Genomic DNA, 14,336 nt, shown 5'->3' with positions numbered 1-14,336 from the left:
GCCGGCGATGGCCGAGCTGATCCCGCTGCACGAGGCGAGCCTCGCGGCGGCCGAGAAGGAGATCGACAACCTCTGGGTGCCGGCCTCCGCCCAGCGCTGAACAACCTGCGCCGAGCATGACGAACGGGTCAGAGGATCGTCCATGTGTCGCCACTGCCCAGCAGGCCGGCGAGCTGCTGCTCGGGGGTCTCGGTGACAGTCGCCTTGGCGGCCGCGAGCTGACTCTGCACCACGCTGTCGTAGGACGGCCGGTCCACCGAGCGGAACACACCGATCGGGGTGTTGCGCAGGTCGAGACCGGGCAGCCGGGACAGCGCGAACGCGTACGCCGGGTCGGTCACCGTCGCGTCGTGCACGACGATCTCCTCCGGGCGGACCGAGCTGGTCTCCCGGACCTCCAGGCCGAAGCCACCCGGCGGGTGCACCACGCAGAACTGCCCGTCGGCCCCGAAGGTGATCGGCTGCCCGTGCTCCAGGCGGATCAGGTAGTCGTCCCGCGTGGACGGGTCCTTGAGCTGCTCGAACGCCCCATCGTTGAAGATGTTGCAGTTCTGGTAGATCTCCACGAACGCCGAACCCTCGTGCTCGGCGGCGGCCCGCAGCACCGACTGGAGGTGCTTGCGGTCCGAGTCGATGGTCCGGCCGACGAAGCTGGCCTCCGCGCCGAGCGCGAGCGAGAGCGGGTTGAACGGGGCGTCCGCTGAGCCTGACGGGGTCGACTTGGTGACCTTGCCGACCTCGGAGGTGGGCGAATACTGGCCCTTGGTCAGACCGTAGATCCGGTTGTTGAACAGCAGGATCTTGAGGTTGACGTTGCGCCGCAACGCGTGGATCAGGTGGTTGCCGCCGATGGAGAGCGCGTCGCCGTCACCGGTGACCACCCAGACCGACAGGTCCGGCCGGGACACCGACAGGCCGGTCGCGATCGCCGGGGCGCGGCCGTGGATCGAGTGCATCCCGTACGTGTTCATGTAGTACGGGAAGCGCGACGAGCAGCCGATCCCGGAGACGAAGACCGTGCGCTCCCGGGGGATGTTCAGCTCCGGCATGAACTGCTGGATGGCCGCCAGGATCGCGTAGTCACCGCAGCCGGGGCACCAGCGCACCTCCTGGTCGGACTTGAAGTCCTTCGCGGTGAGCTTGAGGGCGACGGGCTCAGACATTCTTCAGGACCTCTTCCAGCGTCGTCTCCAGCTCGGCGGCCGTGAACGGCAGGCCGCGTACCTGGTTGTAGCTGATCGCGTCGACCAGGTAGCGGGCCCGGATGACGTGGGCGAGCTGACCCAGGTTCATCTCCGGGATGACCACCTTGTCGTACGAGCGCAGCACCTCACCGAGGTTGGCCGGCATCGGGGCGAGGTGCCGCAGGTGTGCCTGGGCGATGGACAGCCCACGCTGGCGCACCCCGCGGCAGGCCGCGCCGATCGGCCCGTACGTCGAGCCCCAGCCGAGGACCAGCACCCGGGCGTCGCCGTCCGGGTCCTCCACCTCGATGTCGGGCACCGGAATCGTCTCGATCCGGGCCGCCCGGGTCCGCACCATGAAGTCGTGGTTGGCCGGGTCGTACGAGATGTCGCCGGTCTTGTCGGCCTTCTCCAGGCCGCCGATCCGGTGCTCCAGCCCGGCGGTGCCGGGGATCGCCCACGGGCGGGCCAGGGTCTCCGGGTCGCGCAGGTAGGGCAGGAAGGTGGTGCCGTCGTCGCCGTTGGGCTTGGTGGCGAACTCGACCCGCAGGTCGGGCAGCGACTCCACGTCGGGCAGCAGCCACGGCTCCGAACCGTTGGCGACGTAGTTGTCGGACAGCAGGATCACCGGGGTGCGGTAGGTCAGCGCGATCCGGGCCGCCTCCAGCGCCGCGAAGAAGCAGTCCGACGGTGACCGGGGTGCGATCACCGCGACGGGTGCCTCGCCGTGCCGGCCGTAGAGCGCCATGTTGAGGTCGGCCTGCTCGGTCTTGGTCGGCATGCCGGTTGACGGGCCGGCGCGCTGCACGTCCACGATCACCAGCGGCAGCTCCAGCGCCACCGCGAGCGAGATCGTCTCGCTCTTGAGCGCCACACCGGGGCCGCTGGTGGTGGTCACGCCGAGCGAGCCGCCGTACGACGCGCCCAGCGCGGCGCCGACCGCGGCGATCTCGTCCTCGGCCTGCACTGTGAGAACGCCGAAGCGCTTGTGCTTGCTCAGCTCGTGCAGGATGTCGGAGGCGGGCGTGATCGGGTATGCGCCGAGGAAGACCGGCAGCCCGGACCGGACCCCGGCGGCGACCAGTCCCAGCGAGAGCGCCGCGTTGCCGGTGATGTTGCGGTAGGTGCCCGGCTTCATCTTCGCCGGCTTGACCTCGTAGCGGACCGCGAAGTCCTCGGTCGTCTCGCCGAAGTTCCAGCCGGCCTTGAAGGCGGCGACGTTCGCCGCGACCAGCTCCGGACGGGCCGCGAACTTGCGCTCCAGGAAGCGCAGCGTCGACTCGAAGGGCCGGGAGTACATCCAGGAGAGCAGGCCGAGGGCGAACATGTTCTTCGACCGCTCGGCGTCCTTCTTGGACACCTGGTACGCGGCGAGCGCACCGACCGTCATCGAGGTCAGCGCCACCGGGTGCACGACGTAGCCGGCCAGCGAGTCGTCGTCCAGAGGGCTGGCCTGGTAGCCGACCTTGGCGAGGTTGCGCTTGGTGAACTCGTCGGTGTTGACGATGATGTCCGCGCCGCGCGGCAGATCGGCCAGGTTGGCCTTGAGGGCCGCCGGGTTCATCGCCACCAGCACGTTCGGCGCGTCGCCCGGTGTGAGGATGTCGTAGTCGGCGAAGTGCACCTGGAAGCTCGACACACCGGGCAGGGTGCCGGCGGGAGCCCGGATCTCGGCGGGGAAGTTTGGCAGCGTGGAGATGTCGTTGCCGAGCTGCGCCGTCTCCGAGGTGAACCGGTCGCCGGTCAGCTGCATGCCGTCGCCGGAGTCACCGGCGAATCGGATGACCACCCGGTCGAGCTGACGGATCTGCTTGGTCACTGTGCCACCTTCGTTCGCGACTGCGGGGCTCGCAGAAACTCGCCATGCCCGGCCACGGAACCTCCTTGACGCAACGTGTCACCGCACCGCCCCAGGCTGGTCCGGCCGCTGTCGTACCTCACCTGAGAGCCTACGTCTAAGGGAGCCCTAACCATCCCCGGAGGTCCGCCGACTGGGACCCCTAACCGCTGCGGATTGCACCGGTTTGCGGTGTTACGCCCCGCCCGCCGTAATTCAGATCACCACTGGATCACCACGGCGACCCCGACCGGGTGCGGCGGGGTCGCCGGGCGATCACTCGACCGGGTTGGGCGCGGGCCCGGGCGCCGGGCCGTTGAGGCGGCGGCGCAGCGAGACAGTGGCCAGGGTGAGGGCGAGCACCACCAGCAGCGTGGAGACAACGATCAGGATGATCGCGGTGCGCTGCACCGAGGTCATCCCGCCGTCGCTGTTGGCAGCACCCCCGGGGAGTACGCCCTGGGAGCCGGTCGGTGCGGGCGGTGAGACCACCGGCGTGGCCAGCGCGGCCGCAGCGGTGATCCGGAAGCTCATCTGGAGTTGCCGGGTCGCGCCGCTGCGTGGGTCGAGTTGACCGATCAGGGCACCGGACAGCGGTGCCGCCCGCTGGGCCTCCGGCGTCGCCTCCACCGGCAGCCGCAACTCGGCGGTCTTACCCGCCGCCACCAGGCCCGCGTCGCAGCGGGTCCGGGTCGGGTCGACCGCCACGCAGCCGGGCGGCGGAGTCGGAACGGTCACCCCGGGTGGCAGCACGACCTCGACCTGGCCCGTGGCGTCCACCGCGCCGGTGTTGCCCAGTCGGAGCGCGAGGGTGCTGGCGGCACCGCTGATGTCGAAGGCCACCTCGTCGGCGGCGAGAGCGATCCCGGCCGCCGGCGGGCCGGGCGGGAAGAGCACCGCGAAGCCCTGGTCGTCCTTTGCTTCCCCGGGCACTCCGGGCGCGTCCGCGACGACCTGGACGGAGCCGGCGAGCGGCATCTGCTTCCACGCGCTGCCGTCGACGCGCAGGCGGAGCAGGGCGCTGAACCGTACGCCCGCCTCGGCTGTCCAGGCCCCACAGCGGTACGTGCCGTTACCGGCGGCGGTGCAGCCCTTCGTGCCGACGTCGGTCAGCCCGGCCGGCAGCGTGTACGAGAGCCTGATCCGCTGCGCGGTCGTGCCCGTGTTGTTGACGGTGACCTGCAACGTGGTGGCCGTGCTGGCGGCGTTCCAGTAGGCCTCGGTGAGGGTGACGTCCTGGGTGGTGACCTGGACGCCCAACGGGCTCGGCGGCGGCGGCGCCGCCGAGCCCGGGGGAGGCGGGCGGACCGGCGGGACCGGGGGTGGCGGCGCGATCGGGGGCACCGCCGTCGGTGGTCCGCCGGGCGCGGGCGCGGTGGTGGTCGGTGCCGGAGGCACCTCCGGGGCGGTGGTCACCGGTGGCGGTGGCGTCGTCTCCGGCGCGGGTGCGGTGGTCTCCGGTGCCGGGTCGGTGGGCACCGGATCCGTCGGTTCCTCGGTCGGGGTCGGATCCTGCGACGCGGTGGTCTCCGGTTCGCTGACCGGGTCGGTGACCATCACGACCGGCTCGGGCTCCGGCGTCGCCGCGTTGGCTCCGGTCGGTCCCACGGCGAGCGCCGTGAGCAGGCCGAGCGCGAGCGCGGCCGCCAGCGAGGGCGCGGTACGTCGCACCTCCGCCCGGAGACCGGGCAATGCCTTCACGCGGGCCATCTGTCCTCCGTGCCGTGGGTGGGGGTCCAGTATTCGGTAACAGTTGCCCTGGTGCACTAGTCCCGTCCGGAAACAAATTCGTAACGTGTTTGGGACGACGCCTCCGGGCGGACGGTAGGCTCCCGAACTGTGACCGGATACCTGGGCTCGTACGCGACGCTCGGGCTCTTACTGCTCGCCAGCGTCCTGTTCTTCGTTACGGCGTTCTCGGCCAACCGGGTGTTACGTCCCGCGCGTCCGGCTGACCCGCCCGGCAAACGGACCAGCTACGAGTGCGGTCTCGACCCGGTCGGCGCGGACTGGGCGCAGATGCAGATTCGCTACTACGTGTACGCGTACCTGTACGTGCTGTTCGCGGTCGAGGCGGTGTTCCTCTTCCCCTGGGCGGTGGTCTTCGACCGGCCGGGCTTCGGCCTGGTGACGGTGGTGGAGATGGCGGTGTTCGTGGCGGTGCTCGCGCTCGGCATCCTCTATGCCTGGCGCAGGAACATCCTCCGCTGGACCTGAGCGTCACGACCTCCGGCGATCGAGTCGGCCCGCCCGGCCGTTCGCGGTCGGTTACGGCGACGACCGGTCAGGCCAGCCCCCGGCGGGTCGCTGCCGGCGGGCGGTCACCCCGGATCGAGGCCACCATGTCCAGCACCCGGCGGGTGGGGCCGACCTGGTGGGCCCGGAAGACCCGGGCGCCCAGCCAGGCCGACACCGCCGTCGCGGCCAGCGTTCCCTCCAGCCGTTCGGCCACCGGCAGGTCCAGCGTCTCGCCGACGAAGTCCTTGTTGGAGAGCGCCACCAGCACCGGCCAGCCGGTCGCGGTCAGCTCGTCCAGTCGGCGGGTGATCTCCAGGGAGTGCCGGGTGTTCTTGCCGAAGTCGTGTGCCGGGTCGATGAGGATGCCGTCGGGGCGTACCCCTGCCGCCACCGCGCGCTCGGCGAGCCCGGTCACCGTCGTCACCACGTCGGCGACCACGTCGTCGAAGGCGGCCCGGTGTGGCCTGGTCCGGGGGACCAGGCCGCCGGCGTGCGAACAGACCAGGCCCGCGCCGGTCTGCGCGGCCACCCGGGCCAGCGCCGGGTCGGCACCCGACCAGGTGTCGTTGAGCAGGTCGGCGCCGGCCGCCACGGCCTCCGTGGCCACCTCGGCGCGCCAGGTGTCGATGGAGATGACCACCTCCGGGAACGCGGCCCGGACGGCGGCGATGGTGTCCACCGTGCGCCGGATCTCCTCGGCGGCGCCCACGTCCGCGCCGGGGCCGGCCTTGACCCCGCCGATGTCGATGATGGCCGCGCCCTCGGCCACCGCCCGCTCCACCGCGCGCAGGGCGCTGTCGGCGGCGAAGGTGGCCCCCCGGTCGAAGAACGAGTCCGGCGTGCGGTTGATGATCGCCATCACCACCAGCTCGCCGGGGGCGAACGTGCGCCCACCCAGCCGAAGCGCCCCCGCCATGCCGCCTCCTGAGAGTCCGCGCCGTCGCCGCCGCGTCGGCCGGTCCCGACGCTAGTCGGTCGACGGAGGAGAACCGTGGGCGGGAGTCCGCACCGATCATGATCGGAACGGGTGGCGGGGTCGCTCCTGGCCGGCTGCCATGCCACGATCAGTACATGGGTCAGCTTCTGCTCCTTCTGGTCGTGGCATTGACCGTCGCGGCGGTGATATTCGGCGTGACGGTGCTGGTCAGCGGCCGCGATCCCGGCCTGGTGCCCACCGAACCGGACTCCCAGGCCGTGGCGTTGCCGGGCACCCGTCCGCTGCGCGAATCCGACGTGGGGGCGGTCCGTTTCGACACCGGGTTGCGCGGGTACCGGATGGCCCAGGTCGATCAGGCGATGCGCCGCGCCGCCTACGACATCGGCTACAAGTCCGAGCTGATCGGCGTACTGGAGGCGGAGGTCACCGCGTTGCGTGAAGGCCGCACCGACGACGCGGAGGCGCTGCGCCAGGCCCGTGAGCAGTCCGCCAGCAAGGCGACGACCGCGGACGTGGCCGACTCGGACGACAACGCGTCATCGACCAATGTCGTGGGTTCCGACGCCGACCCGCTGCCCGCCGCCACGTCGTCCCCGGCGGATTCCGACGGTGTGGCCCCGCTCGACGGCGAGCCGACCGATCGTGAGCCGACCGATCGTGAGCCGACCGATCGTGAGCCGACCGATCGTGAGCCGACCGACGGCGATCGTGAGCAGACCGACGGCGCGTCCGCCGACGGCACCGGGCAGCGCGACGTGGTGGTCCGGTCGGAGTCGGCGTGACCGACCCGGGAGGCGCTGACGACCTTCGGGAGGCAGCCCAACCCGGCGCCGGCGAGGTGACCGCCACGGTGATCGTCGACGCCCCGGCGGAGCAGGTCTTCGCCGCGCTGCTCGCCTGGGAGCGCCAGTCCGACTGGATCCCGTTCACCCGTGTCCGGGTGGTCGAGGGTGACGGGCGCGAGGGCAGCCGGATCGAGGCGGTGACCGCGGTCGGCCGGGCCACGCTGCGCGACGAGATGCGGGTGGTCCGGGTCGACGAACCGTACGAGATCGGCGTCGTGCACCACGGTCAGTTGCTGCGCGGCCCGGGCGTGCTGCGCTGCACCCAGCTGGGCCGGGCCCGCACCCAGGTCGTCTGGCACGAGTGGTTCCACCTGCCGGGCGGCCGGGCCGGTCGACTGGCCTGGCCGCTGCTCTGGCCCGGCTCCAAGCTCGGCCTCACCCAGGCGCTGAAGAGGTTCGCCCGTCTGGTCGAGCAGGGCCAACTGCCCTGACCGCGCCCGGCGCCGGCTGCCAGCCCGGCGCTCGGAAGAGGTGCCCGACCCGATGCCGCCAGGTCGCCGCGGCGCGGAGGTCCCGGGCGATCGAGGCGTACTCGTGGAAGGCCACCCGGACGGGGTTGTAGCTGCCGACGTTCTTGGTGAGGCCGTACACGCAGCGCTCCCGCTCGGCGGCGAACGAGCCGAAGAGCCGATCCCAGACGATCAGGATGCCGCCGAAGTTGCGGTCCAGGTAGCCGCCCTGGGAGGCGTGGTGCACCCGGTGGTGCGACGGGGTGTTGAACACCGCCTCGTACCAGCGCGGCATGCGGTCGATGCGTTCGGTGTGGATCCAGAACTGGTAGAGCAGGTTGACCGAGCCGCAGAACGCGACCACCGCCGGGTGTACGCCGATGAGGATCAGCGGGATGTAGAAGACCCAACTGGTCAGCCCGGTCCATGGTTGGCGCAGCGCCGTGGAGAGGTTGAACCGCTGCGACGAGTGGTGCACCACGTGCGAGGCCCAGAGGATCCGGATCACGTGGTGGCCGCGATGGGACCAGTAGTAGAAGAAGTCCTGGGCGAGCAGGATCAGCGGCCAGGTCCACCAGACCTCGGCAACCCGCAGCGGGGTGAGCGCGTAGAGCAGCGCGTACGCGGCGGCGATCGGAACCTTCCAGAGCAGGTCGGTGAAGATGCTGCCCAGGCCCATCGCCATGCTGGTCGCGGTGTCGGCGCCGCCGTAGCCGACCTCGTCGTCGTCGCGGTGCAGCAGGTAGGAGACCCGCTCCAGCACGATGAGCAGCACGAAGGCCGGGATCGACCAGGCGATGACGTCCGGGAATTCCTTCATCGCGCGGCCTCCGCTCGCCGTCGCCGGTCGGGGCACACCGCTGGGTGACCCCGAGCTACCGGTCGGTAACAAGCACCTTAGGCAGCCGAACGCCCGGTGGCAATGGGGTGTCGGTGCGATGCCCTAGCGTGTACGAGGTGACAGACCTGGTGATCGGCGCCGACGGCCTGGCGCGCTGCGCGTGGGGGTCGAGCACCCCCGACTACGCCGTCTACCACGACACCGAGTGGGGGCGGCCTCTGCGCGGCGACGACGCGCTCTACGAGCGGATGACGCTGGAGGCGTTCCAGTCAGGCCTGTCCTGGTTGACCATCCTGCGCAAGCGCCCGGCGTTCCGGCTGGCCTTCGACGAGTTCCACCTCCCGACCGTCGCCGCATACGGCGATGCCGACGTGACCCGGCTGCTGGCCGACGCGGGCATCGTCCGTAACCGGGCCAAGATCGAGGCGGCGATCGCCAACGCCCGCGCCGCACTGGAGCTGCCGGAGGGGCTGTCCGCGCTGCTCTGGTCCTTCGCTCCGGAGCGCCGGCCGGCCCGTCCCTCCTCGTTCGCGGAGCTGGCGCCGATCACTGGAGAGTCGACGGCGATGGCCAAGGCGCTCAAGAAGCGCGGCTTCCGGTTCGTGGGCCCGACCACCGCGTACGCGCTGATGCAGGCCACCGGCATGGTCGACGATCACATCGTCGGCTGTCACGTCACCCTCCCATCGGCGACATGATGAGATTGCAGGCATGACGACCGAGACCGCGTACCGGGCCGGTGGCCCCGGCCGTGCCGACGGGGTGGGCACCTGGGCCGTGCTGCTGCCAGCCGAACGGTACGAAGCCGAGCGGCTCGTGCACCACGACACGTTGGAGCTGACCGGTCTGACCGGCGTCGTCCGACCGGGGCCGGGAGACCAGGTGGCGGTGCTGGTCGACGCGCCGCCGCGGCTGGTGGCGCTCGGTCGGGTCGCCGCGACGGGTCAACGCCACCGGGAAGACCCGGACGACCCGCAGTCCGACGTCGAGCCGGGGACGCTCGTCGTGGCGTACACCCGCAGGGCCTTCGACGAGCCGGCGCCGGCCGACCTGCTGACGCTCGACGGGCCGGTCACCGCGCTGGAGCCGGCGGCCTTCCGGGCGCTGGCCGACCAGCTCGGCCCGCCCCCGGCGCGGCGCACCTGGCTGGTCAGCCTCGACCTGCCCATCGAGGCCGCCACGCCGGCCGAGGCGGTCCGGCTGTTCTGGTCCTACGTGCAGGAGCTGGGCCCCCGCGAGCTGCCCGCCTTCGTCTCGCCGGCCGGCGACGAGCTGGCCATGCAGGCGTTCGTGCTGGGCGCGGAGGCCAATCAGGACCCGGAAGAGGACGACTAGAGCAGGTTGTCCACTCGTCCCCGCCAGTCGGCGAGGATCGGGCCGGGGTCGGTGTCCAGCACCCGTTCCAGCAGGGTGGCGTAGACGTCCCGGAAGTCGGTGGTGAACTTCAGGTCGCCGTCGTCGAGGTCGGTGAGGCTCGGCGCCGCTCCGTGCCAACCGCCGCGTACGCCCGCGCCGAGCAGCAGCACGTCCGAGGCGGTGCCGTGGTCGGTGCCGTCCGAGGCGTTCGCCCGTACGCGCCGGCCGAACTCGGAGTAGACCGCCACCACCACCTTCCGACCCGCCTCGGTGCGGCTCATCCGGTCGGCGAACCCGGTCAACGCCCGGTCTAGTTGACCCAGCAGGACGGCCTGCAACTGCTTCTCGTCCGCGTGCGTGTCGAAGCCACCGAGCGACACCGAGAACGCCCGCGTGGACACTCCCGCCTCGACGCACTGCGCGACCAGGTCCAGCTGCGCGTCCAGCGGGGTCCGTGCCCCGCCCGTCGCCGTGGCGGGTGCCTGCTCGCCATCCGGGTCCGCCGTGTCCGGGTCGGCGGCGTCGCGTACCTGGCGGATCATCTCGTCCACCGACCGCAGGTCGGCGAAGCAGGCGGCGGCCCGGCTCCGGGCCGCCGACTCACCGGCCTGGGCGGCGGCGAGCGCGGCCAGCGTCTCTGCGGACAGGCCCTTGGCGGCCTTCCGTTCGGTCACCGGCACGGCGGCGCCGGCACTCTGCGCCCCGGCCAGCAGCGGCGGCAGCGCCGGCTCGAAAGAGACCGCCAGCCGGGGGTCGCCGCCGGCGGAGTCCAGCCAACGGCCCAGCCACCCGGTGTTGCCCGGCCGGTCCGGCTGCGCGGTGTGCCAGATGTCCATCGACCGGAAGTGGCTGCGATCCGGCTTCGGGTAGCCGACCCCGCGCACGATCGCCAGCCCGCCGCCGGACCAGCGCTGGTGCAGGCCGGCCAGCGCCGGGTTGAGACCGAAGTCGTCGTCCAACCGCAGCACCTCCCCGTCCGGGTACGCCAGCTCGGGGCGGGCCGCCCGGTAGGCCGGGTCGCCGTACGGGATGACCGTGTTGAGCCCGTCGTTGCCGCCGTAGAGGGTCACCAGCACCAGCGTGCGGGCCTGCGGATCGCGGTCCCCGCTGGTGTCCAACAGGTCCCGCAGGCTGTACGCGCCGGCTCCGGCGGCCAGCGCGCCCGCGCCGACCACCCCGCTGGTCAGCAGGAACCTGCGTCGGGTCAGGGTGTCCATGTCGACTCCTCCGCTCAGCTGACTGTGTATTCGGGGCTGACCAGGCCGGCGGCCAGCAACTTGCGGGGCTCGTCGGTCAGCGGCGTGAGGGCGGCACGGGTGCGCGCACTCCAGCCGTCGACCACCAGCAGTCGGGCCAGCGCGTCCGGTCGGCCGGCGGTGGGCGCGGCGGTCAGCCGGGCCAGCACCGCTGGTGCCGTTGCGGCGGCGAGCATCCCGGCGGTGCGCAGCCGGGCCTGCAACGACGAGGTGGTCAGCCAGGCCGCCCCGGCGGGCCAGCCGCCCACGCTGGGCGGTCGCAGCGGCACCTGGTCCAAGGCGTTCAGACCGGCCAGCAGTTGTTTGCGTTGCTGCTCGGGCAGGGCGGAGGGTCGGATGCCGAGCTGGCGTAGCGCACCGACCAGCCACTCCACCGGCTGCTTGACCAGCGTGCCCCGGGACTGGGCGAAGGCCGGCGTGGAGAAGAGCGCGCGCAGGCTCGCGGCGGTGTCCGCGCCGGCCAGGCCGTCCGGTGCCGGGACCTCGGTGCCGGCGTAGCGGAACCAGAGCCGCCCGGCCACGAAGGTCGCCGCCGCGGGTTGGGCGGCCAGCAGCCCGGCGTACGCCTCGGCGTCGAACCGGCCGCTCTGCCCGAGGATGGTCTTCTCGCCGGGGTCGTGCCGCCTGGCCTCGAACCGGGCGACACCGGTACGCCGGTCGACCACCCAGCCCGTCAGGGCGCGCGCGCCGGCCTTCACGTCCGCCTCGGTGTAGTTGCCGATGCCGAGGGTGAACAGCTCCATCAGCTCGCGGGCCAGGTTCTCGTTCGGTGCCTTGCGGGTGTTCTTCTGCCCGTCCAGCCAGATGATCAGGGCGGGGTCGCGCACCATCGCCGCGACCAGCGGGCCCAGCGGCCCCCGTCCGTGGCGGCGCAGCGTCTCCAACTGGCCCAGCATCGTCCGCGCGGACTTGACCTTCTGAGCGCTGGTCGCCCAGTGCCCGTGCCAGAAGAAGAGCAGCTTCTCGGTCAGCCCGTCCTCGGCGGCCACCATCCGGTCCAGCCACCACCCGGTGACCTGCTGGAGCTGCTCACGGCGCTCCGCGTTGGCCTGCTGCCGCTGCTCCCGGGTGGGTTCGCCGGTCAGCCGGGCGTACGGGTCCGCGGCCAGCGCCGGCGGTGGGGTGGCCGCCGCACCACGGTCGGCCCGACCGGGGGCGAGCAGCCGGTCCAGCGTCGCCGCCGGGCCGGCCCGCTCGGCCGCGTCCACCTCGTCGGCGGTCGGCCCGAAGGTGGCCCGGCGCAGCAGGTGCGCCACCGCTTCACGATCGCTCATACCGGCCGACGCTAGGTGGCCCGTGTTCGAGGACGGTAAGGGCGGCGTCCGAATCGCGTTCAGCGTCCCTCGAAGACCGGTTTCTGCTTGGCGACGAAGGCGAGCGTGGCCGCCCGGTGGTCGGCGGTGGCACCGCAGATCGACTGGGCCTGCGCCTCGGCCGCGAGGGCGTCGGCGAGGGTGCCGGCGTCGGCGATGGAGAGTTGCCGCTTGATCGCCCCGTACGCGACGGTGGGGCCGGCGGCGAGGCGGGCGGCCAACTCCTGTGCTGCCGGCAGCACCTGCTCGTCGTCGTCGGTCAGCCGGTTGAGCAGCCCCAGCCGGCAGGCCTCCTCGGCGCGGACCGGCTCGGCCAGCATCAGCAGCTCCACCGCCTTGGCGTGGCCGACCAGTCGGGGCAGCGTCCAGGAGGCGCCGGTGTCGGCGGCGAGGCCGACCTTGGCGAAGGCCATCAGGAAACTGGTCGTCGGCCCGCCGATGCGGATGTCGGCGAGGAACGCCAACGACGCGCCTGCCCCGGCGGCCATCCCACGGACCGCGGCGACCACCGGCTTGGGCAGGTTGGCCAGTCGGGCGGCGATCGGGTTGTAGTGCGCCCGCACGGTGCCCAGCGGGTCACTGGCGGAGTTTTCCAGGGTCGACACGTGCTCGCGCAGGTCCTGACCGGCGCTGAACGATCCGCCCGCCCCGGCCAGCACGACCGCGCGGCAGGACCGGTCGGTCTCCAACTCCGCCAGGGCGTCCCGCAGCGCCTCCTTGAGCGCCACGTCGAGCGCGTTCATCGCGTTCGGCCGGTTCAGCGTGAGGGTGACGACGGCGTCGGTCCGGTCGACCAGCAGCGGCTCGGTCACGTGTCTAACGACCCTTCTGTCGGACGAGGCGGTTGCCGGCGTCGAGGCACTGTTCGACGTACCGGTCGGCGGCCGGACGCAGACGTGCCGCGTGCCGGTCGAAGAAACTGGCCGCGGCGGTGCCGGGCCAGCGCTCGGGCAGGAGCGCCGGGGGCAGCTGCGGGTCCTGGAAGAGGAACGTACGCCACGCGTGCACGAGCCGGAACCGGGTCGCGTACGCCTCCTCGTCGCTGCTGCGCACGGTGACCGCCGCGAGGAGCGGGCGCTGGTCCGCGACGAACCGCTCGTAGGCGTGACCGATCTCGGTGAGGTTCCATGCCCGCCGGACCACACCCATCGCGCCGGGGGTGCCGGCGAAGTGCGAGGCGGTGAACCGCTCGAACCGGATGCCGGCCTCGGCGAGGAGCAGGTCCACGTCCTCGGCGGGGCGGGTGGCGACCCAGGTCTGCTCGTCGAGGGTGCCGTAGCCGAGGAAGCTCAGGTTGGAGGCGAGCCGCTGCCGGTCCCGTCGGGAGCCGGGGGCCTCCAGCACCAGCAGATCGAACCGGCCGTCCCAGGTGACCCGGCCGGTCCGGTAGATCCGGGCCGCTGCCTCGTCGAGTCGTCGGGCTGCTTTTGGTGTGATCGAATATCCCGGTCCAGAGACCAATCGGAGTGGCTCCAGCCAGCCCTGGCGCACCATCCGAGACACTGCGGTGCGAACGGCTGGCGGTGCGATTCCCAGCGGCGCCAGCAGCTTGACCAGGGCAGCAACGGGTGCACGGCCACCCCTCGGACGGAGGTGGTCGCCGTACAGGTCGAAGAGTGCCGACCGTGCCTGCATGACCGCACATTGTGACAGGCCTTCTCAAGATAAGCTAGATGCTGTTACATCAATGCTGCTCCGGTTTGGGTCCGGCGGTGTTCATCAGGGAAAATCGTTGGTCGACACCCCCGTGACCGTTGCGGGTGGTCGAGACGAAGTGGCTGTGGGGCAACCCACCGACCCTGGTGTAGGTCTGAGGGGAGACAACATGGCGGCGATGAAGCCGCGGACGGGCGACGGTCCGCTGGAAGTCACCAAGGAGGGGCGGGGCATCGTCATGCGGGTCCCGCTGGAGGGCGGTGGCCGGCTCGTCGTCGAGATGACTCCCGACGAGGCCAACGCGCTCGGTGACGCGTTGAAGGCAGCGGCCGGCTGAGTAAGGAGTGGTCCGGGCGGCTCACGCCGCCCGGAGCGTTCTTGCGACCCTGAGCCACCGGTAACGCCGGTGGCTCAGGGTCTTCAT

General features: G+C 71.9%; 15 protein-coding genes. 6 read left to right on the top strand and 9 right to left on the bottom strand.

From position 1 onward, the window contains the following. Positions 1-128: 128 nt before the first annotated feature. The 3 genes from KBX34_RS17595 to KBX34_RS17585 all read right to left on the bottom strand — a co-directional run bounded on the left by KBX34_RS17595 (position 129) and on the right by KBX34_RS17585 (position 4,731). Positions 129-1,163, bottom strand: coding sequence for a 2-oxoacid:ferredoxin oxidoreductase subunit beta (locus tag KBX34_RS17595; RefSeq protein WP_210795110.1), 1,035 nt, complete (start codon positions 1,161-1,163; stop codon positions 129-131). After that, entirely contained in the window at positions 1,156-3,003 is a 1,848-nt protein-coding gene (locus KBX34_RS17590) for a 2-oxoacid:acceptor oxidoreductase subunit alpha (RefSeq protein WP_088951354.1), read from the bottom strand. Before KBX34_RS17590 ends, KBX34_RS17595 begins: the two co-directional genes overlap by 8 nt. A gap of 294 nt (positions 3,004-3,297) precedes the next feature. Beyond that, positions 3,298-4,731, bottom strand: a complete 1,434-nt coding sequence (locus KBX34_RS17585) for a hypothetical protein (RefSeq protein ID WP_210925862.1) — start codon at positions 4,729-4,731, stop codon at positions 3,298-3,300. 129 nt (positions 4,732-4,860) lie between these two features. On the opposite strand from KBX34_RS17585, the gene ndhC reads away from it, so the two are divergent. Beyond that, positions 4,861-5,238 carry an NADH-quinone oxidoreductase subunit A gene (ndhC, locus tag KBX34_RS17580; protein WP_088951356.1) on the top strand — a complete coding sequence of 126 codons (378 nt, stop codon included), beginning with the start codon at positions 4,861-4,863 and terminating at the stop codon, positions 5,236-5,238. A gap of 67 nt (positions 5,239-5,305) precedes the next feature. Here ndhC and folP read toward each other — a convergent pair whose 3' ends face one another. Further along, positions 5,306-6,175, bottom strand: coding sequence for a dihydropteroate synthase (gene folP, locus KBX34_RS17575; RefSeq protein WP_141907796.1), 870 nt, complete (start codon positions 6,173-6,175; stop codon positions 5,306-5,308). 155 nt (positions 6,176-6,330) lie between these two features. Here folP and KBX34_RS17570 point away from each other — a divergent pair, with 155 nt between their 5' ends. Next, entirely contained in the window at positions 6,331-6,978 is a 648-nt protein-coding gene (locus KBX34_RS17570; protein WP_210925860.1) for a DivIVA domain-containing protein, read from the top strand. Further along, positions 6,975-7,472: an SRPBCC family protein gene (locus tag KBX34_RS17565; RefSeq protein WP_099850281.1), complete on the top strand. Its 498-nt coding sequence runs from the start codon at positions 6,975-6,977 to the stop codon at positions 7,470-7,472. Before KBX34_RS17570 ends, KBX34_RS17565 begins: the two co-directional genes overlap by 4 nt. Here the strand turns inward: KBX34_RS17565 and KBX34_RS17560 are convergent. Then, the gene (locus tag KBX34_RS17560) at positions 7,417-8,310 is read right to left on the bottom strand and encodes a sterol desaturase family protein (protein ID WP_210795102.1); all 894 of its coding nucleotides are present in this window, start codon (positions 8,308-8,310) and stop codon (positions 7,417-7,419) included. The two genes, KBX34_RS17565 and KBX34_RS17560, sit on opposite strands and share 56 nt — an antisense overlap. Positions 8,311-8,447: 137 nt before the next feature. Between KBX34_RS17560 and KBX34_RS17555 the strand changes: the two genes are divergently transcribed. Next, positions 8,448-9,029 (top strand): DNA-3-methyladenine glycosylase I, encoded by a 582-nt coding sequence (locus tag KBX34_RS17555; RefSeq protein WP_210795100.1) that lies wholly within the window; start codon positions 8,448-8,450, stop codon positions 9,027-9,029. 13 nt (positions 9,030-9,042) lie between these two features. Then, positions 9,043-9,666: a hypothetical protein gene (locus KBX34_RS17550; RefSeq protein WP_210795098.1), complete on the top strand. Its 624-nt coding sequence runs from the start codon at positions 9,043-9,045 to the stop codon at positions 9,664-9,666. Here the strand turns inward: KBX34_RS17550 and KBX34_RS17545 are convergent. Genes KBX34_RS17545 through KBX34_RS17530 form a run of 4 tightly spaced genes read right to left on the bottom strand, consistent with a single transcriptional unit; the run spans position 9,663 to position 13,891 of the window. After that, positions 9,663-10,904 (bottom strand): DUF1501 domain-containing protein, encoded by a 1,242-nt coding sequence (locus tag KBX34_RS17545; protein ID WP_210795096.1) that lies wholly within the window; start codon positions 10,902-10,904, stop codon positions 9,663-9,665. The two genes, KBX34_RS17550 and KBX34_RS17545, sit on opposite strands and share 4 nt — an antisense overlap. A gap of 14 nt (positions 10,905-10,918) precedes the next feature. Continuing rightward, positions 10,919-12,217: a DUF1800 family protein gene (locus KBX34_RS17540; RefSeq protein WP_210925857.1), complete on the bottom strand. Its 1,299-nt coding sequence runs from the start codon at positions 12,215-12,217 to the stop codon at positions 10,919-10,921. 59 nt (positions 12,218-12,276) lie between these two features. Then, positions 12,277-13,068: an enoyl-CoA hydratase-related protein gene (locus KBX34_RS17535; protein WP_088951362.1), complete on the bottom strand. Its 792-nt coding sequence runs from the start codon at positions 13,066-13,068 to the stop codon at positions 12,277-12,279. Between the two features lie 4 nt (positions 13,069-13,072). Then, positions 13,073-13,891 (bottom strand): PaaX family transcriptional regulator C-terminal domain-containing protein, encoded by an 819-nt coding sequence (locus KBX34_RS17530; RefSeq protein ID WP_088951363.1) that lies wholly within the window; start codon positions 13,889-13,891, stop codon positions 13,073-13,075. Positions 13,892-14,081: 190 nt separating this feature from the next. Between KBX34_RS17530 and KBX34_RS17525 the strand changes: the two genes are divergently transcribed. Beyond that, on the top strand, positions 14,082-14,249 hold the full coding sequence (locus tag KBX34_RS17525; RefSeq protein ID WP_007455245.1) for a DUF3117 domain-containing protein: 168 nt from the start codon (positions 14,082-14,084) through the stop codon (positions 14,247-14,249). The last annotated feature ends 87 nt before the right edge of the window (positions 14,250-14,336 follow it).

Source organism: Micromonospora sp. M61 (genome assembly GCF_018070245.1).
Taxonomy (GTDB): domain Bacteria; phylum Actinomycetota; class Actinomycetes; order Mycobacteriales; family Micromonosporaceae; genus Micromonospora; species Micromonospora zamorensis.
Note: the sequence above shows the minus strand (reverse complement) of the source record. Positions and strands in the feature narration are given on the sequence as shown.